Annotated in this window: 23 protein-coding genes; 19 read left to right on the top strand and 4 right to left on the bottom strand. The window is 54.1% G+C overall.

From position 1 onward, the window contains the following. The 18 genes from K0B87_06520 to K0B87_06435 all read left to right on the top strand — a co-directional run. Nucleotides 1-185 (top strand): MotA/TolQ/ExbB proton channel family protein (locus tag K0B87_06520; GenBank protein MBW6514393.1); only part of this gene is annotated, 185 nt, incomplete at its 5' end. Next, complete coding sequence (locus K0B87_06515) at nucleotides 182-589, top strand: biopolymer transporter ExbD (GenBank protein ID MBW6514392.1); 408 nt, start codon at nucleotides 182-184, stop codon at nucleotides 587-589. The genes K0B87_06520 and K0B87_06515, both read left to right, overlap by 4 nt. After that, on the top strand, nucleotides 586-1,287 hold the full coding sequence (locus K0B87_06510) for a hypothetical protein (protein MBW6514391.1): 702 nt from the start codon (nucleotides 586-588) through the stop codon (nucleotides 1,285-1,287). Before K0B87_06515 ends, K0B87_06510 begins: the two co-directional genes overlap by 4 nt. A gap of 48 nt (nucleotides 1,288-1,335) precedes the next feature. After that, nucleotides 1,336-2,127: a dihydropteroate synthase gene (gene folP, locus K0B87_06505; protein ID MBW6514390.1), complete on the top strand. Its 792-nt coding sequence runs from the start codon at nucleotides 1,336-1,338 to the stop codon at nucleotides 2,125-2,127. Next, nucleotides 2,127-2,873, top strand: coding sequence for a diadenylate cyclase CdaA (gene cdaA / locus K0B87_06500; GenBank protein MBW6514389.1), 747 nt, complete (start codon nucleotides 2,127-2,129; stop codon nucleotides 2,871-2,873). The genes folP and cdaA overlap by 1 nt, the downstream gene beginning before the upstream one ends. A gap of 33 nt (nucleotides 2,874-2,906) precedes the next feature. After that, entirely contained in the window at nucleotides 2,907-3,530 is a 624-nt protein-coding gene (coaE, locus tag K0B87_06495; GenBank protein MBW6514388.1) for a dephospho-CoA kinase, read from the top strand. A 368-nt stretch (nucleotides 3,531-3,898) separates the two neighbouring features. Next, the gene (locus tag K0B87_06490; protein MBW6514387.1) at nucleotides 3,899-5,953 is read left to right on the top strand and encodes an elongation factor G; all 2,055 of its coding nucleotides are present in this window, start codon (nucleotides 3,899-3,901) and stop codon (nucleotides 5,951-5,953) included. Between the two features lie 144 nt (nucleotides 5,954-6,097). Further along, the gene (locus K0B87_06485) at nucleotides 6,098-6,844 is read left to right on the top strand and encodes a YebC/PmpR family DNA-binding transcriptional regulator (protein MBW6514386.1); all 747 of its coding nucleotides are present in this window, start codon (nucleotides 6,098-6,100) and stop codon (nucleotides 6,842-6,844) included. A gap of 2 nt (nucleotides 6,845-6,846) precedes the next feature. Further along, nucleotides 6,847-7,326 (top strand): crossover junction endodeoxyribonuclease RuvC, encoded by a 480-nt coding sequence (gene ruvC, locus K0B87_06480; GenBank protein ID MBW6514385.1) that lies wholly within the window; start codon nucleotides 6,847-6,849, stop codon nucleotides 7,324-7,326. Next, complete coding sequence (gene ruvA / locus K0B87_06475; GenBank protein MBW6514384.1) at nucleotides 7,323-7,928, top strand: Holliday junction branch migration protein RuvA; 606 nt, start codon at nucleotides 7,323-7,325, stop codon at nucleotides 7,926-7,928. Before ruvC ends, ruvA begins: the two co-directional genes overlap by 4 nt. Beyond that, a complete protein-coding gene (rsmB, locus tag K0B87_06470; protein MBW6514383.1) occupies nucleotides 7,929-9,242 on the top strand; it encodes a 16S rRNA (cytosine(967)-C(5))-methyltransferase RsmB in 1,314 nt (437 codons plus the stop codon). Between the two features lies 1 nt (nucleotide 9,243). Continuing rightward, nucleotides 9,244-9,837: a PASTA domain-containing protein gene (locus K0B87_06465; GenBank protein ID MBW6514382.1), complete on the top strand. Its 594-nt coding sequence runs from the start codon at nucleotides 9,244-9,246 to the stop codon at nucleotides 9,835-9,837. A 336-nt stretch (nucleotides 9,838-10,173) separates the two neighbouring features. Next, the gene (locus tag K0B87_06460) at nucleotides 10,174-11,115 is read left to right on the top strand and encodes an RnfABCDGE type electron transport complex subunit D (GenBank protein MBW6514381.1); all 942 of its coding nucleotides are present in this window, start codon (nucleotides 10,174-10,176) and stop codon (nucleotides 11,113-11,115) included. Continuing rightward, a complete protein-coding gene (locus tag K0B87_06455) occupies nucleotides 11,108-11,767 on the top strand; it encodes an FMN-binding protein (GenBank protein MBW6514380.1) in 660 nt (219 codons plus the stop codon). The genes K0B87_06460 and K0B87_06455 overlap by 8 nt, the downstream gene beginning before the upstream one ends. Further along, a complete protein-coding gene (locus K0B87_06450) occupies nucleotides 11,764-12,357 on the top strand; it encodes an NADH:ubiquinone reductase (Na(+)-transporting) subunit D (GenBank protein ID MBW6514379.1) in 594 nt (197 codons plus the stop codon). Before K0B87_06455 ends, K0B87_06450 begins: the two co-directional genes overlap by 4 nt. Before the next feature lie 3 nt (nucleotides 12,358-12,360). After that, nucleotides 12,361-12,948 carry an NADH:ubiquinone reductase (Na(+)-transporting) subunit E gene (locus K0B87_06445; protein ID MBW6514378.1) on the top strand — a complete coding sequence of 196 codons (588 nt, stop codon included), beginning with the start codon at nucleotides 12,361-12,363 and terminating at the stop codon, nucleotides 12,946-12,948. A gap of 13 nt (nucleotides 12,949-12,961) precedes the next feature. Continuing rightward, the gene (locus K0B87_06440; GenBank protein ID MBW6514377.1) at nucleotides 12,962-14,065 is read left to right on the top strand and encodes a 2Fe-2S iron-sulfur cluster binding domain-containing protein; all 1,104 of its coding nucleotides are present in this window, start codon (nucleotides 12,962-12,964) and stop codon (nucleotides 14,063-14,065) included. A gap of 3 nt (nucleotides 14,066-14,068) precedes the next feature. Continuing rightward, nucleotides 14,069-14,524 (top strand): hypothetical protein, encoded by a 456-nt coding sequence (locus K0B87_06435; GenBank protein ID MBW6514376.1) that lies wholly within the window; start codon nucleotides 14,069-14,071, stop codon nucleotides 14,522-14,524. 3 nt (nucleotides 14,525-14,527) lie between these two features. Here the strand turns inward: K0B87_06435 and K0B87_06430 are convergent, their stop codons facing one another. After that, nucleotides 14,528-15,268 (bottom strand): prepilin peptidase, encoded by a 741-nt coding sequence (locus tag K0B87_06430; protein MBW6514375.1) that lies wholly within the window; start codon nucleotides 15,266-15,268, stop codon nucleotides 14,528-14,530. 39 nt (nucleotides 15,269-15,307) lie between these two features. Further along, nucleotides 15,308-15,745: a hypothetical protein gene (locus K0B87_06425; GenBank protein MBW6514374.1), complete on the bottom strand. Its 438-nt coding sequence runs from the start codon at nucleotides 15,743-15,745 to the stop codon at nucleotides 15,308-15,310. Nucleotides 15,746-16,072: 327 nt separating this feature from the next. Between K0B87_06425 and K0B87_06420 the strand changes: the two genes are divergently transcribed. Then, complete coding sequence (locus K0B87_06420) at nucleotides 16,073-16,549, top strand: flavin reductase family protein (protein MBW6514373.1); 477 nt, start codon at nucleotides 16,073-16,075, stop codon at nucleotides 16,547-16,549. Between the two features lie 76 nt (nucleotides 16,550-16,625). Here the strand turns inward: K0B87_06420 and K0B87_06415 are convergent, their stop codons facing one another. Further along, nucleotides 16,626-17,828: a PLP-dependent aminotransferase family protein gene (locus tag K0B87_06415; protein ID MBW6514372.1), complete on the bottom strand. Its 1,203-nt coding sequence runs from the start codon at nucleotides 17,826-17,828 to the stop codon at nucleotides 16,626-16,628. Between the two features lie 77 nt (nucleotides 17,829-17,905). Continuing rightward, nucleotides 17,906-18,497, bottom strand: a 592-nt coding sequence (locus K0B87_06410; GenBank protein MBW6514371.1) for an asparagine--tRNA ligase, incomplete at its 5' end; no start/stop codon positions are given.

The raw sequence follows: 18,497 nt of genomic DNA, 5'->3' as shown, positions 1-18,497 counted from the left end.
CTGGTGGCATCTGGGAAGCTTTGTTGACCACGATCGGCGGCTTGATCGTGGGCATCGTGGCGATCGTTTTTTACAACGACATTGTCCAAAACATGGAAAACATCGCCAAAGACATGCAAAACCAGGCGGTGGAAAGCCTGATCAAGTTTCGCGGATCCTGGCCCGGAGATACTATCCAGCCATGAAACTCGGCATCACCAGCAAAAAGATCAGCACCACGGTCCTGATTTCGATGACGGACGTGATCTTCCTGCTCCTGATCTTCATCCTGATCGCCTCCAATTTTTCCGCCCAGACCGGATTGCCCTTCAAATTGCCGGGCTCGGTCTCGCAGGAGCGCCAGACCCGCCAGATCCTGCATATTCTGTACACGGACGACCAGAACGTCATCTTCATGGAAAGGACATACACACTGGATGAGCTTGGCCCTGCTTTGCGGGACGAATTTCGGGACGCGGAGCAGATCGTGCGCCTGTCCGCGGAAAGATCGACGCCCCTCCAAAACGTGATCACGCTGATGGACGTGATCCGCGGCGCCGGCTTTGAGAGGATCTTCGTGGCCACGGAACCTGTGGAAGAAATGCCATGACACATACGCAGGGAAATCGGCTCTCGATCGCGGTTTCGCTTCTGGTCCACGCGGCCATCCTGGCTGTGATGGCCTTGGCCATGATCGAGCCGGTTTCAGTCCAGCGCTGGTATGAGCTCGATTTCCGGGATCCGCTGGCATTGATCGAAGAAGAGGCTTTCGCGGAGCAAAGCGGTGGCCCGGAGTCGCAAATTCGGGCTGATAACCTGCCTGGCAGGCCCCGGGAGACGCTTTTTCCCGGACAGAAGCAGCAGGACCAGGCTTCCGCCAACATCACGAGCCAGGAGTATGCCCCAGGCCAGAGCGAACTGCTGGAAACTCCTTTCCTGGCCGATGAATCAAACCGCTCCGGAAGAGTGGACCTGGGCCCCAATCCAGCCGCCCAGAGCGCCCTGCGTCAGGTGATCGGCGGTGATGGAGCAGACGGAGGTTCCGTGAGTTTCCGGGTCACGGGCGGCCGGGTCCGATTCACTTTGCCCGCTGGCTATAAACACAATTTGGGAGCCTCGGGAAGCGTTACCCTGCAGTTCAAGGTCGATCGCTACGCGCGTCCGGTCTCTAATACGATCGTGCCGATCCAGCAAACCGAGCCGCGTTTCTTTGAAGCGGCCAAGCAGGTGCTGCTGGACGGGAAATTCACTTTTGACGGCGCCCCCGAGCCAGGCGTCACCTGCCGGATCACTTTCGAGTTTCTCTAAATGGACAAACACGCTCAAGTTCCGGCCAAGTTCAATACTCCACTGCTGATGGGGATCCTGAACATCACAGAGGATTCTTTTTCCGACGGGGGGAGTTTTCTGGATCCGGGCCCCGCTTTCATGCAAGCTGAGAAGATGATCGCCGACGGGGCCGACATCCTCGACATTGGCGGAGAATCCACCCGGCCGGGATCCCGCGCCGTGGATGAAGAGACCGAAATGCAGCGCGTATTGCCGGTTTTGGCCAGGATCAGTGAGTCCCATCCCGACCTGACGATATCCGTCGACACCCGCAAAAGCGGTGTGGCGGAAAAAGCCATTGCCAGCGGAGCGGCCATCATCAACGATATTTCTGCCTTGCGCTTTGATTCGCGCATGAGCGCCGTTCTGGTTGCGAACCCGGAAGTGAAGCTGATCATCACGCACATGCAGGGCGAGCCTGAAACCATGCAGGAGGATCCCCGGTATGAGGACGTGCTGGAGTCGATAGACGACTTTTTTGCTGAAAGGATCGCTTTCGCCGCCACCCGCGGTATATCCAGAAAGCGGATCATGCTCGACCCGGGGATAGGTTTTGGCAAGGATTTGAGCCATAATCTCCGGATCCTGGCCAATCTGGGCAAGTTCAGGCGCTTCGATCTGCCCCTGGTGGTGGGAGCTTCGCGCAAGAGGTTCATCAACGCGGTCAATCCTTCAGATACTACAGAACGGATTGGCGGCAGCCTCGCCGCGGCCTGGATCTCAGCGCTGCAGGGGGTCCAGATCGTCCGGGTGCACGACGTCAAGGCCCATCGCCAGTTCTTTGACACCTTGCTCGCGATAACGGGGGAAAAGCTCTGATGGATCTTCTGATCCCCAAATTCCAGGATCTGGTCGATATCATCCTGATCGCCTTCCTGGTCTACCAATCCCTCACCATTGTCAAGCGGAGCGGGGGATACCAGATATTGGTCGGCTTGTTGTTCGTGTTTGTGCTCTACACCGTGGCGGTGGCCCTGGACCTGAAAATGGTGAGCGCCGCGCTGGGCTCGATCCGCAGCTATTGGGTGCTGGCACTGATCATCCTGTTCCAGCCGGAGCTGCGTTCTCTTCTGGCCAGGATCAACCTTTCCCGCGAACTGAGCATGAGCCTCAGAAAAAAGGCCAGCAATTCCATCTACATGACACTGATCGACGCCATTTCCTCAATGTCCTTCCGCAAGACCGGCGCGTTGATCGTGATCGAGAACAGACGCAAACTCAATGAATACATCCACAGCGGCGAAATGATCGACGCGACCATGTCCCTGCGCTTGATCCTCACCATCTTCAATCCGCGCTCCGCGCTTCACGACGGGGCGATCATCATCCGGGGCGACAGGATCATGGCGGCCAAGGTCGTTTTGCCCCTATCCAAAAAACCAGACTATGTCAAACGTTTCGGGACGCGCCATCTCGCCGGGATCGGGATCACCGAACTCTCGGATGCCATAGCGATCATAGTTTCCGAACAGAACAGCCAGATATCCGTGGCACAGAACGGATTGATCCAGGTAAACGTCGCCTACGAGGAATTGCTGCAGATCATCAACGACGCGACGACATAGAGATTGCATTTTTTTTGAGGAGATCGATATTTAATGCTCACAGACCCAATTTTGATCGGTATCACAGGAAACATCGGCAGCGGGAAAAGCCTTTTCTGCAACTTGCTTAGAGAACATGGCTACACCGTCATCTCCGCTGATGAGATCGCCCAGCAGCAGCTAAACGACCCGGACAGCGTGAGGCAGATCACCAAGCGCTGGGGCAAAGAGGTCCTGCGGGGCGGCAAGCCGGACCGGAAAAAGATCGCCGGGATCGTTTTCAACCGCAAGGCGGAGCTAGATTTTCTGAACAGCATCGTTCATCCCAAAACCCTTGGCGCTTTGCAAAGCATAACCGACAACAGCACCGAGAAATATCTCTTCTTTGAGGTGCCCCTGCTGTTTGAAGCGGGGATGCAGCATTGCTTCGACTACATCGTACTGGTCCACGCGAACAGGGATAAACGGCTCACCAGGCTGCTGAAAAGCGGAAGGGAAACACCGGCCGATATCCAAGCCCGCATGAACGCCCAGATCGACGACCTGGGCAAGATCCCCCTCTGCGACCTGGTTATCGACAACAATGGCAGCACCGGAGCCCTGAAAAAGCAATGCCTGGATTTCATCCAGCGCCTGGGCGGCATCAAGCATAAGAGCAAGCTTTCATTTTCATCCTGATATCGCTGATCCTGCCCTCTGGCCTTCCGGAGCCTATTCCGCATGGATGCGTCAGATCCCTTGCTTTTATCCCCCTTTTTCCCAGCTTACCCACCACTGGTTTATCTCCCGCCGACCACCCGCCGGTTTGGCGGTTATTCAGTGAGTGGTGGGTGAGAGGCGTATGAGTCGGATTAAAGGGCGGAAAGACCTTTCAAAATCGATAATCACTTAAAGAGCAGCCTGCGGGCGATACAGGGCAGCACTTGAAAAAAGCGATTGACAAAGGAGGGCTGTGAAAATTTCTTGATTAAACTATGCCGGAAAAAGGCACAGACAAGTTCCGAACCTTGTTTAACAATAGATAAGATACAGTGTATGAGGACAAAATGAAAGACTACAATTTGAAGAAGCTGCGCAATCTCCTGTTCATGGGATCCAGTGGCGCTGGCAAGACCACAGTTGCCGAACAGATTTTTTATCTGACCCACACCACCAGCCGCATCGGCAAGATCGATGAGGGCAACACAGTGATGGATTTCGATCCCGAAGAGACGGCCAAAAAGATGTCTCTGAGCCTTAGCCTGGGCTTCGTGAACCATAACGACCACAAGATCAACATCCTGGACGCGCCGGGCAATCCGGATTTCGTAGGTGACGCCATCGTCGCCATCCCGGCTGTGGAAAGCGTTGTCCTGGTTGCCAATGCCGCGGGTGGATACGAGGTCGGCCTGGAACTCGCCATCGAGCAACTTGAGCATAAAAAAGTGGGCAAAGTCATCCTGGTTAACCGGATGGACAACGAACACGCCGATTTTTACAAGACTCTGGAGAACATTCACGAGAATGCCGACATCAACGCCACCCCGATCCAGATTCCCATCGGCAGGGAAAACACCTTCGAAGGAGTGGTCGACATCATCCGCCAGAAAGCCATCCGCCCCTCCGGCGAAGGCGAGGTTCCGGAAGACATGAAATCCTCTGTCGAAGAAGCGCGGACTCATCTGATGGAGGCCGTGGCCGAAACTGACGAAGAACTTCTGAACGCGTTTCTGGAAAACATGGAACTCAGCGACGAGCAGCTTCTGGCCGGATTGAAGAAAGCGGTCGCGAACGGCGACATTTTCCCGGCCTTTGCCTCTTCAGCCCATACCGGAGTTGGCATCATGGCCTTCCTTGACGCCGTTACCCGCTATCTGCCTTCCCCCGAGGATGCCAATCCGATCCAGGCTTTGGAACAGGGCAATCCTAAAGATTTCATCGTCAAACCCGACGGCGAGCTGCTGGGCTTCATCTTCAAGCTTTATGCGGACCCCAACATGGGAGATTACGCTTATGTGCGCATGTTATCCGGCACGCTGAAGACGGGCATGGAATTCTACATTCCGGAAAAAGACGCCAAGGACAAAGCCGGAAACATGTATTACATGCTGGGCAAGACCAGGACCGACACCCAGGAGATCCGGGCCGGAGAGATCGGAGCACTGGTCAAGCTGAAACACGCCAAGGCCTTGAACAACATAACCGCCATCGGGTCCAATCTCGCGCTTCCCATGCCGGAACTTCCCACCCCCACATTCTGGCAGATGATCCGCGCCGCCAACCAATCCGATGAGGATAAGATCGGCTCCGCCCTGCAGCGCGTGATCGCGGAAGATCCCACCATCCGTTTCGACCTGAACCTGGAGACCCATGAAAACGTCATCTCCGGCATGGGCGAACAGCAGCTGCAACTGGTCCTGAAAAAACTTAAGAACCGCTACAAAGTCGACGCCATGATGAAAGAACCGCGCATACCCTATAAAGAGACCATCATGGGCAGCGCCGAATCCCAGTACCGCCATAAAAAGCAATCCGGCGGGCGCGGCCAGTATGGCGAAGTGTATTTCCGCATCAAACCGGCCGAGCGCGGCGAAGGATTCCAATTCATCAATGCCATCGTCGGCGGAGTGATTCCCTCCAACTTTATCCCCGCGATCGAAAAAGGTCTCGTGGAAACGATGGAAAAAGGGATCATTGCCGGCTACCATGTCGTTGACGTGAGCGTGGAAGTCTACTACGGCAGCTACCACGACGTGGACAGCTCTGAAATGGCCTTCAAGATCGCCTCGTCCATGGCCCTCAAGGAAGGCTTCAAGAAATGCAAGCCGATCCTTCTGGAACCGATCCATGACCTCACGATCATAGTTCCCGGCGAATACATGGGCGACGTGATGGGTGATATCAGCACCCGCCGCGGACGCATCATGGGTATGGAGCAGCGGGGTAAAAAGCAGTATCTGAGCGCCCAGATGCCGGTCGCGGAAATGTATTTCTACTTCCCGGCCCTGAAATCATTCACCCAGGGCAGAGGCCGCTTCACCCAAAAATTCAGCCACTACGAGAAAGTTCCTGACGAGATCGCGGCAAAGGTCATAGCCGCCTGGCAGGATTCCGAAGCATAAATCCCTGCACTGCGCAGGATTCAGATTCCGGGGAAGGCTATGAACCAGCCTTCCCCTTTTTCTTGCTTGACATTTTTTTGCCCTGCGCCCAAGCTGGTTTCAAGCAATAAACTGATGTAACTGATTAACATAAAAGAGGTTTGCATGTCCGGACACAATAAGTGGAGCTCGATCAAGCACAAAAAAGGCGCTACCGACGCCAAACGCGGGCAGATATTCACCCGCATCGTCAAAGAGATCATCCTGGCAGCCAAGAATGGCGGAGGCGACGCTGAAATGAACCCCCGCCTCCGCACAGCCATCAACACAGCCAAAGCGGCAAACATGCCCCGCGAGAACATCGAACGCGCGATCAAACGAGGCACCGGTGAGATCGAAGGCGAAACCTATGAAGAGATCACCTACGAAGGTTATGGCCAAAATGGTGTGGGCATCGTCGTTGAGGTGATGACAGACAACAAGAATCGCACGGTCGCCGATCTGCGCCACACGTTTTCCAAGTATGGGGGCAATCTGGCCGAAACGGGGTCTGTGGCCTGGAACTTCGATCAGAAGGGATTTTTCAACGTTCCCGCGGCTGGCCTCGATGAAGATGAATTCATGATGCTGGCCCTTGATGCCGGAGCCGAGGATGTCGAGCTCAATGACGAATATTTCGACATCTATACCGCGCCCGGCGAATTCCACAGCGTGCTGGGCAATTTTGAAAAACTCGGCTATCCGGTGGAAAACGCGGAATTGACAAAGGTCCCCAAGAATACCATCAACGCGGACGACTTTGCTCCCAGGCTGTTCAAGCTGATCGAAATGCTGGAAGATCTGGACGACGTTCAGAAAGTCTATGCCAATTTCGAAGTATCCGACTCTGTAATGGAATCTCTCAGCCAGTAATAGTGATCATCGTCGGAATCGATCCCGGCAGCCGCTTCTGCGGCTATGGCCTGCTTGAAGTGCAGGGCAAGAAGATCATTGGCGCTGGCTGCGACGTGGTCAACATGGTCCGGGAGAAAGACCTGCTCAAGCGGCTCGACCTCCTCTATACGGCGATCGACGGCGTATTGGAACAATACAAACCAGACGTGGCGGTTGTGGAGACCATGTTTTTCCAAAAGCACATCCGCAGCGTGTTCACTTTGGGACACGCCCGCGGAGTGATCCTGCTTGCCATAGCCAGGCACAAGGTGCCGCTGCTGGAATACTCGCCCCGGGAAGTCAAAAAAGCCGTCGTCGGAAATGGAAACGCGTCCAAACAGCAGGTCCGCTACATGATCAGCCAGATGCTCAAACTGAAGCAACAACAGGCCACGGATGACGCCTATGACGCGCTGGGCCTGGCAATGTGCCATTATCACAGGATGAAATTCATGTCATGATAAACTACATTAAAGGCGTAATAGCACACAAAACACCGGTGAATGTGGTCCTGGAAACAGCTTCCGGGCTTGCTTTTGAGTTACACATTCCCATCAGCACCTATGAGGTATTGCCCGATACGGGCGCGGTCTGCAAACTCTTCACCCATCTGCACGTTGGCCAGGATGACCTGCGTTTGTTCGGTTTTGCCACACCCGCGGAATGCGAGCTATACAAGCAGCTGAACCGCATATCCGGTGTCGGTCCCAAGAGCGCCCTGTCCATTATCTCCACCCTGCCCATCCCGACTTTCGTGAAGGCTGTCGAAAGGGATGAAACAGCTCTACTGACCAAGGTTCCAGGCATCGGACTGAAAAGCGCCCAGCGCTTGATCATTGAGCTGAAGGGCAAGCTGGTCCATCTGATCGATCAGGTTGGCCCAGGCGAGCAGGTGGTCGAGGAAAACGTGATCCTGGAAGTGGAGAACGCCTTGCAGACTCTGGGCTTCAACGCGCGTGACATCCGCCGCGAGATCAGCCTGATGCCGGACGAGGCGGCCAAAATGAATGCTGAGCAACTGATCAAGGAAATAATCAGAAGACTCTATCAAAGAAATAGATAGATGCTTAGGAACGAAGCTTATCAGACCATTCTGAAGATCTTCAAGGATATGGAGTTTTCCGATACCCTTCTGCATCAGCGAGCCAAAAAACTGAAGAATGACCGGGAAAATGTCGCTCTCTATTACAACATGGTCAAGGGCGTGGTCAAACTGCGGGGGAAACTGGATTACATCCTTTCCCAATACGCCGACGCGGATAAGTTCGCTGCCACCGACATCAAGATCAAGGCCTGGCTGTACCTGGGATTGTATCAGCTGATGTATTTGGACTCCATACCTGCCCACGCGGCGGTCAATGAGACTGTGGCACTGGCCAAATCAGCCTTGGGAGAAAAAGTGGGCGATTTCGTCAATGCACTGCTTCGGGCCTGGCAGCGCAATCCTGAAGTCACCTATCCGTCTGATCCGGTTTTGCGGATCGCATATGAACACTCTTATCCCCCAGCTTTAATAGAACGCTGGATCTCACTCTGGGGCGCAGACAACACGGAACTGCTGGCGCTCTATTACAATGAGAATTCCAAGCTGCACATGAGGGTGAATGCCACTGCCACGACCCCGGAAAAACTGGTCCAGTATTTTTCCAAGCGAAACATCATGGTCAGGCCATCGCCGGTGAGCAAGATGACGCTGGTCACTGAATCCGCAGAGGAGGTTCTGGATGACGTGGCCTTTTCCGAAGGTTATTTCTCCGTGCAGGACACATCTTCCTCCCTGATCGTGGACCTGCTCGACCCGCAAAAAGGAGAGAACATCCTGGACCTGTTCGCGGCTCCGGGCGGCAAATGCACCTATATCGCGGAAAAGATGGACAATACGGGTGAAGTGGTTGCCGTGGACAAGATCCCCAATAAGATGAAACTGCTCAAACAAGCAGCGGACCGCCTGCAGCTTACCAATATCAAACAGATCGTGACGGACGCTTTCCGTTACGGTCCCATGGCCCCTGCTTATGACAGGGTTTTGGTGGACGCGCCCTGTTCCGGCTGGGGTGTTTTCGGCCGTAAAGCTGATCTGCGCTGGCAGGCGCATCAGAACATCGAGGAATTGGTCAAGCTCCAGGAAAAGGCTCTGGATTATGCTGCAGGCTTTGTGCGGCCAGAGGGGATCATGGTCTATTCCACCTGTACGATGAATCCGGCAGAGAATGAAGATCAGATCCAGAAATTTCTTGCCCGGAATCCGCGCTTCAAATTAATTGACGCTTCCCAGATCCTGCCCTCAAGTTACACGGCAGCTGGGATGTACAGGACCCTGCCGTTCATCCATAACATGGATGGGGCCTTTGCGGCCAAGATGATCAAAAGGAAATGAAATGAAGAAAACAAACTGGCAAAAGTTCTGGCTGGCCTTGGGCATCGGCTTCGGGATCATCTTTTTGAGCGCTTTTATTACCAGCCAGGTGATCTTTCCGCTCCTGTTCGGAAAACCCAAGAACGTTGAGGTGCCCAATCTTGTCGGAATGAGTTTTTCCCGCGCGCGCAGAAACCTGACCGAACTGGGACTGCACGCAGTAATAAAGGATTCGATCTGGTCTGAAACAGAAATGATCGAGACCATCTTGGAGCAGGACCCTCAGCCAGGAGAAAGGCTCAAGCCGGAAGGCACTGTCTATCTGAGGGTCAGCAGCGGCTCGAAGCAGGTTGGGGTACCTTCGGTCATTGGCCTCAGCTTCCATGAGGCCTATTACACTTTGCACAATGTCGGGCTCAAGGGCGTTGTGGCCGATTCCTTATATTCAGACGCCTATGCCGTGAACAACGTGATCCGCTGCGTTCCGGAAGTGGGCTCCAAGATCGAAAGAGGCTCCAATGTCCGGCTCTATCTCAGCCGCGGCCCGGAGCCCGTCCCGGAATTGCTGGCCCCTGAATCAGCTCCGGATTACGAAGATCCAGACTATCTGTATTAGCTCGTCCGCCAACGAACAGAATGGTTGAACTGCAGCATGGATGAATCTCTATTTCGGAAAGTGAGGATTCAACTGGAGCCCAAGGACCATGTTCTGTTTGGCTTCTTGCTGGAATCGATCGAAGGCCTGGCCACCCATACCAGAGTGGAAGGCTCAAATGCTCTGGAAATAACGGTTTCCGAGGATCAGAAGGAATGTTTTGATGCTTTCCTCAGGTCTTGGGCAGATTGGGTGTGTTCACGAAACCCAGGCTATGCCTCTTCTTGCTTATCGGGAACATCGGAACGCATAGTCGGAACCTCTGGCAAAATAATTCTTTAGGAGCAGGGTGAATGGATGTTTGAACGCATATTAAAACAAAGCATCATGAACAGGGTCTTGTACGCTCTGCTGCCCGTCATGCTGTTTGGAATCTATCTTTATGGCTGGCGGGTCGCGGTCATGGTGCTGATCTCCAATCTGGCCGCCTTTGCCACCGAATACCTGTTCGTGTACAAAAAGAAAGGCGGCAAGGTCTCGATGGCCGTCTTTGTGACCGGAAGCCTGGTTGCTTTGTCTTTGCCTCCCACCCTGCCTTTCTGGATCGCCGCTTTGGGCAGCGTGGTCGCGATCGCTTTCGGCAAAATGGTCTTTGGCGGATTTGGAACGAATATCTTCAATCCGGCCATACTGGGCAGAACTTTCGTCTACGTTTCCTTTCCCCAGCAGATGACGGTGGAATGGGCCAGACCCTGGCTGCCGGCGGATTTTCCTGGAGGATTCATCCGCTGGGGCGTCGATTCCGCGATGCACACTGGCGCCACCATCCTTGGCCAGTTCAGGCTGGGAAACCAGGTCACCTATTCCCTGAAAGACACCTTCCTGGGTTTCGAGCCCGGCTCGATTGGGGAGACCTCGGCCCTGCTGATCATCCTGGCCGGGATCTATTTGCTGGCCACCAAAACAGCAAAATGGGTTCCGATGCTATCCACCCTGCTGAGCATAACCCTCTTCAGTTTCATCTTCTATCCCAGCCAGAACCCGCTCTTCCTTCTGTTCACGGGCGGCGCCCTCTTTGGCATTGTGTATATGGTCACCGATCCCGTTTCGCAGCCCAAGGGAAATCCCGCGCTCTGGATCTACGGTCTCTTGATCGGGTTCCTGACAGTTTTCATCCGCCGCTATTCTCTCTTTGCCGAGGGCTTCATGTTTGCTCTGTTGCTCACCAACGCTTTCATGCCCATCATCGAACACGGTTTGAAAGTCCTTCAGAAGAAGGAGGTTCCGAAGCATGGCTGAACAAGGATTCATGGAAAGGCCGGTCTATCCGGTGCTGTTCATCATAGCGCTGAGCCTGGTCTTTGTCGGCATTTTGGCAGCCATGTACAGGATGAACGAGCCGGGCATTGAGAAGCAAAAACTTGAAGCTTACGAAAAGTCGATCCTGAGCCTCTGCGCAGACAGCCTGGCCAGTGCCACAGGGATTTCAACGCCAGAGATAATGGCGGCCTATCCTCAGAGTTTCGCGGATTACATCAAGCCCCTTCCTGAAGGGGCTTATCCCCGCCGCGCGTTTGAAGTGAAATTCGGAGACCGCATATTGGCCTATGTTTTTGACATCACTGGCAAGGGTCTGTGGGGTACGATGCGCGCTCTAATTGCCACTACACCTGCAAAAGACACCATCATCGGTATAAATGTCTATGAGCAGCTGGAAACCCCAGGCTTGGGAGCCCGCATCGAAGAGAGCTGGTTCACTGGTCAGTTTGAGCAGAAGACAGTATTGGACAACGGGGTGCCGGTCGATTTTGAGCTGATCCCGGAAGGCCAGTCTGCCGCGGAGCCCAACCAGATCAGACAGGTGACAGGTGCCACTATAACCAGCAAAGCGGTCCTCACCATGCTGCAGAATGAGCTGCGCTTGATCCTGGATGTGGAGGCGGGAAAATGAATAGGAAAGAGATCTTCCTCGTCAGCGCGTTCCGGGAAAACTCAGTCTGGAAACAGGTTTTGGGCATCTGCTCAGCCCTGGCGGTCACCAATCTGATGCTGAACAGCCTGATCATGGGCTTGGGATTCACTTTCGCTCTGGCCCTGTCCAGTTTGACCACCTCGCTGATCCGGAACTACACTCCCCGCAGCGTGCGCATGATCGCCCAAACCCTCATCATCGCTTCCTACGTGATCATCGTGGATATCCTGCTCAAGGCCTATCTGCCGGAGATCAGCAAACAGCTTGGCCCCTACGTCGGCCTGATCATCACCAATTGCATCCTGATGGGCAGGCTGGAAGCCTTCGCCTCCAAAAATCCGCCGCTGGATTCCTTCATTGACGGGATCGGGGCCGGAGCGGGCTACACGCTGGTATTGCTGGTCATCGCCTTCTTTCGGGAATTGTTTGGTTTTGGCTCGCTGTTCGGGATCCGCATCCTTGGAGTTTGGTGGACGAACTGGAGCATCATGGTGATGGCTCCCAGCGCTTTTTTCTTGCTGGCAATGCTCATCTGGATCATCAACAAGAGATATTACAAACTGGGGTAGAACATGGACATATCCGCTTTTCTGCTTTTCTGGGCCGCGATCTTCACCAGCAATATCCTGCTCACCAATTTCCTGGGCATGTGCTCCTACCTTTCCGTTTCCAAGGAGGTGGAATCCTCCGTTGGATTGGGAATTGCAGTTACTTTTGTGCTGGTTTTCACCACTGCCCTGAACTGGCTGGTTTACCATTACATCCTCCTGCCCTTCAATATCGAATATTTGCAATACATCGTATTCATCATCGTGATCGCCGCTTTCGTGCAACTGCTTGAGCTTTTGATCGAGCGTTATACCCCAGCCCTCTATTACACCCTGGGCATATTTCTGCCGCTGATCACGGTGAATTGCGCCATCTTCGGGGTGAGCCTGTTCATGATCATCCGCAACTACGATTTCCTGCAATCGATCGCTTTTGGCGCTGGAAGTGGCCTCGGCTGGCTGTTGGCGATCCTGATGCTGGCCGGGATCCGGTCCAAGCTGAAGGAAAAGCTCATCCCCATTGGTCTGCAGGGTGCGGGAATTAGCCTGATCATCACAGGGATCATGGCGCTCGCTTTCATCGGTTTTTCCGGTGTGGCGACCATACAATAGAGAGGACGCTGCTTTGTTTGGAACGATAATCAAAGACATCGCGGTGCTCGCAGGGATAAGCGGGATCCTGGCCATTCTGCTGGTGATCGCGGAGCGGTTTTTAAACGACTATGGCGATTGCAGGATCAATATCAACGGCAAACGAGACATCACGATCAAAGGCGGAAACAACCTGCTCGCGTCTCTGGGTGAGAAAGAGATTTTCCTACCCTCGGCCTGTGGCGGCAGGGGAAGCTGCGGCACCTGCAAATGCAAGATCACCGAAGGCGGCGGGCCGCTTTTGCCCACGGAAAAACCTTTCCTGAGCAAAGCGGAGCTGGAAGACAGCATTCGCCTGGCCTGCCAGGTCAAGGTGAAAACGGATGTCTTCATTCAGATCCCGGAAAGCATCTTCAACATCCGCAAGTACACTTCGACAATAACTGAGATAATTGACTACACCTACGATATCAAGGGCATCACCTTCAAGCTTGAAGACGGCGAGGAGATCGATTTCAAGGCCGGCCAATACGTCCAGTTGATCTCGGAACCCTATGCCAAAATGAAACAGCGGGTCAGCCGGGCCTATTCGATCTCCTCCAAACCAGAGGACAGGAACAGCATCCAATTGATCATAAGGCTCGTTCCGGAGGGGATTTGCACCACCTGGGTGCACAATTACCTCAAGGTTGGGGATAGGGTAAATTTCACCGGGCCCTACGGTGATTTCTATCTCAGGGACACCAACGCGGACATCATCTTCGTGGCCGGCGGTTCTGGTAAAGCGCCGATCAAATCCATTCTCGAGCATCTGGCCGTGGTTGGCATCGAGCGCAAAATGACCTACTTTTTCGGGGCCAGGACCCTCAAAGACCTATATCTGACCGACGAAATGAAAGCCTTTGAAAAGATTTTCCCGGATTTTCGCTATGAGCCGGTCCTTTCCCAGCCTGAATCTGGAGACGGCTGGCAGGGTAAAACCGGCTATGTGATGCCCTATTTCAAGGATGCCATCCGCGATCCCAAAAACACCGAGGCCTATCTTTGCGGCAGTCCCGGCATGATCAACGCCGTATGCAATGCCCTCACGGATCTCGGGGTGGCTAAGGAAAAAATCTATTATGATAGTTTTGGATGAGCCATGAAACCCACCAGCAAAGAACTGACCGCAACCCAGCGCATGCAGCCCGGAGTCATCACCCTGAGCGGATTTTTGGGCTCAGACACCCGCGCCCTGAATGAGATAATTGCCGATGACGCCGCCATGCTTGAACGGTTGGGCCATGATCCTGAAGAACTGGCAGACAGGATGGAGTATTTTACCCGGACCAGCTGGAGCAGCTATCTGGATGAAGAATTGATAGAGGGAAAATACAAGGCGCAAACCGATGTGTATAGAGGCAAACTGCCCTGCCCCTATGGCCACGCTGGCCTTTACCGCAAGGCCATCACGCGGCTCACCAACATGCAAAACGGGATCAGCGTGGTCTGGACGTCCCTGAACATCCATCTGATCAAGGCGCACTGTTTTTTTGAAGGGCGGGGAAGCGCTTTCCGGATCGAGCCCGAAACTCTTGTCAAAGCGCTGTTTGAATAACTGTCAGCGGATGAACAGACCCGTCCCGCTGAGGATGGAATTTCCGGCCAGGGCCCAAAAGATCGCCGCGGCGGCAATGAAATTGCCGAAGGCGAAAACCTGGTTTGGCTTGCGGATGAAGATCAAGAAATAGATTATCCCCAAAAGGCAGGACAGGACGATCACCCAGGGTATGTGCACCACTCCGAAGAACGCGGCCACGGCCGGGATCAGGATAACGTCGCCGCCTCCCAAGCCCTCTTTGTGAAACACTTTTTCCCAGCCCAGGGCGAGCAGATAGAGGAAAACGAACAAGCCCAGGGTCGGCAAGAGATAGACAAAGAGGAAATCCCGAAAAGCAAATCCGCTCTGGATGAGGCCAAACAGCAATCCCAGGATCACCATCGGGATCGAAAGCGCCAGCGGGATGATCTTATGAAAGGCGTCGATGAAGAAGATGGGGATCAAAAAGCCGAACATCACCAGGAACTTGAAGAACAGGATGTTTTTCCAGCCATACAGGAAAAACAGCGCCAGGAACAGGACGGGGGTGATTATCTCCACCACCAGGTGGTGCCAGTGGATCTTGGCGCCGCAGAATTTGCATCTTCCCCCCAGCAGAAGATAGCTGAAGATGGGGATGTTTTGCCAGGCGGGAAGGCTTTTGCCGCATTTGGTGCAATGCGATGGCGGGGATACTATCGATTCCTTGCGCGGAACCCGGTCGATCAGGACATTAAAAAAGCTGCCCAGGGTCGCGCCCAGGACAGCCAAGAGCAAAGCTATGAGTATATCCAAAGGTCCTTACCACCTTTCAGGCCAGGGTTTATAATCCTGCATCCAGGGATTTCCCTGGCGAAATTCGATCTGCAGTTGCACACTCTCCGAGGGACGGTAATTGAGCTTGAATTCCGGAATGACCCGGCTCCGGTTATCGGCGTTGAATTCAAATGAGGAATTGGTGGAGCCAAAATTCACGAAGTTCAGGTCCAGTTCCAGGTCCAGCTTGGGATTGAAACTGTATTTGAGGTGGTTGGTATAGCGGGAGAGGTAATATCCGCTTCCCGCGCTGGAAACTCCGGCGGAAAAACCCATCGAATGGTTCATCGATATGCGGTTCAGGTCCAGGAGCGAGCTTCCGCCGCTTTGATAGGGGTTGAAACTCGGCCTGGGCAGATCTATCTGTGCCGCAAGCGGCAGTATCAGCAGCAGGCTCAGCAAGCCCAGCAGAAATACTTTCATCCTTGGTTCTCCTTTGGGAAACAAACACTTCCAAAGACAAGATAACCAACAGACCAAATCTGTCAAGTGCTTATGTTGCAAGCCACTGTTCAGAAGCTGGGGATACGCGGATTTTCCCCATCCTTTTCCGCCCTGATATTCAGCCCGTTCGCCTCTTGCACGCCTCCCGCCGAGTAACCGCCGGTTTGGCGGGTGGTCGGCGGGAGGCATTGGGGAGGCGTCCGAATCAGGAAAAAGGGCGAAAAGACGGGAAGATGCAAATTTTGATTGTTCAATGGCGGAGATGCCCTTATACTGTATATACAATCAAACATACAGGATATTGAGATGATAAAGCAAAGCGACCTGTCTGAAGCTTACGGACTGACCCACTTGCCGGCCAAAGTAGCCCTGGCCGTGATGGAAAAGCCCCAGGGCGGATACAATTTGATCACCCTGGAATGGTTCATGCGCACTTCGATCCAGCCGCCGATGTTTGCCATATCGATCGGCCACACGCGTTATTCGCATGAATGCCTGTTGGAAAGCAGGTTTTTCAATCTGGTATTCCCCTCGGTGGAAATGAAGCCGCTATGCGCGATGGCGGGATCGAGTTCCGGACGCGAGATCGACAAGATGGAGCATGGCAAGGTCAAGTTCGTCTGGGGCAAATTGCGCAAGATTCCGGTTCCCAAAGAGGCCGTGGCGGTGTTTGAATGCGAGATCACGAGCCAGGTCCGCAGCGGCGACCACACGATCTTCGTTGGTGAGGTCCGCCATTGCTGGGCCAATAAGGAAAAGGAGCTCTTGGTTTACAAAAAGTAACCAATTGCAAGCTCAAAAACAATGGATCGTACAAGCCGGATAGGGCCTGTACGATCCAATTTTTATGGGGCAGCTGCTATTTGAGCAGTTCGGCCAATCGCTGGATCCCTGTTTCGATCTGTTCCAGGGTGGAATAGGTGAAGTTGAGCCGCAGGGTGTTGAATTGTTCCTGGCCGCTGGGGTAGAATTTGGAGCCGGGAATGAAGGAAACTTTGTTTTCCCGGGCTTGGACGAAGAGTTCATCCGCGTTGACGGATTCGGGCAGGGTCAGCCAGAGGAAGATTCCGCCTTGGGGCTTGGTCCAGTGCACCGTGTCGGGCATGAATCTGGCCAGGTCGTCGAGCATCTTTTTCAGGTAGGGCCGGTAGAATTCGCAAATGCTGGCGATGTGCGGTTCCAGCATGCCTTTCTCGATGAAGCGGGCGGTAACGCGCTGGGAAACGCAATCTGGGGTGATATTCACTTTCTGCTGCCAGGAAACCATCCTGCTGATGAGGTCTTGATCTCCCTTGGCATAGGCCATGCGCATTCCGGGACCCAGGATCTTGGAGAAGGAATTGAATTCGGTCACGATCATCGAGCCGCCAAACTCCTCGCGCGCGATCTGGAAAAGGGTGGGTACCGCTTCTCCGGAAAAGCGCAGCCTTGAGTAGGGATTGTCCTCGGCGATGGGGATGTCGTTGTCCAGGCAGAATTTGATGAGTTCGCGCCGGCGCTTGAGGCTGTAGCTGATTCCGCCGGGATTTTGGAAATCCGGGATGACATAGACAAACTTGATCTTCTTGCCTTGCGAGCGGAGCTGCCGGACTTTAGTTTCCAGGGCGTCCATCAGGATTCCGTCTGTGTCGATGGGGATGCTGTGGATATCGGCCTGGAGGGCGTCGAAAGTGACCAGCGAACCCAGAAAGCTTGGCGCTTCGCAGAGGATCACGTCGCCGGGGTCGATCATGGCGCGAGTGTAGTAGTAAAGCGAGTTGGTGCTGCCCACGGTGACCACCATTTCGTCGGGGCTGAGAGTGCAGCCTTCCCAGTTTATGAGCTGCTGCTTGAGCTGGCTGTCGCCTTCGCTGGCTCCGTATTGCAAAACGTCAAGGCCGTCCTGCTCCACCACTTCGCGGTAAAGTTCAGCCAGTTGTTTCTGGGGAAAGGTTTTGGGCGAAGGGAAGCCGCCGGCAAATGAGATCAGGCCGGGAACATTTTTGGTCGAGGCCACCAGTTCGCGGATCAGCGAGGATTTCATGCGGCGCGTCACTTGCGAAAATGAATCAGGATAATTCATCTTGATACTCCGTGTTCTATATTTAAAATGGCGGGAAACGCCGCTGCAAAATGATCCAAGCCGGCGGCGCGTCCGGTTCAGGGGTAGATTCGATAGATCATCCTGGGAAAGGGAATTGTTTCGCGGATGTGGTGGATACCGCTCATCCAGGTAACCAGGCGTTCCAGGCCGACCCCAAATCCGCTGTGGGGCACGCTTCCGTATTTACGGAGGTCCAAGAACCACTGATAGTCTTCCAGAGGCATGTTTTCTGCTTTCATCCTGCCCAGCAAGACGTCGTGGTCGTCTTCACGCTGCGATCCTCCAATTATCTCGCCAAAACCTTCCGGGGCCATCAGATCGCTGCCCAGAACGAGGTTGGGGTTCTCCGGATCGCGCTTCATGTAGAAAGCTTTGATCTCTTTGGGCCATTTCTCGATGAAGATGGGGACGGGGGAATCCTGGGTGAGCAAAACTTCGTCGGAGGCGCCCAGGTCGCTGCCGTGGGTGATCTGGCTGCCTTTGGAGCGCAATATCTCGATCGCGTCATGGTGGGTCATGATGGTAAAGGGCGCGTCGGCTGCTTTCAAGGCATCTTTATCCCGTTCCAGGATGGTGAGTTCGGCATCGCATTTATCCAGCACGGTTCTGATCACGAAGCGGATCAGATCTTCCTGGAGATCGGAAGAG

Origin of the sequence: Candidatus Syntrophosphaera sp. (assembly GCA_019429425.1) — a bacterium.
Lineage (GTDB): Bacteria > Cloacimonadota > Cloacimonadia > Cloacimonadales > Cloacimonadaceae > Syntrophosphaera.
Note: the sequence above shows the minus strand (reverse complement) of the source record. Positions and strands in the feature narration are given on the sequence as shown.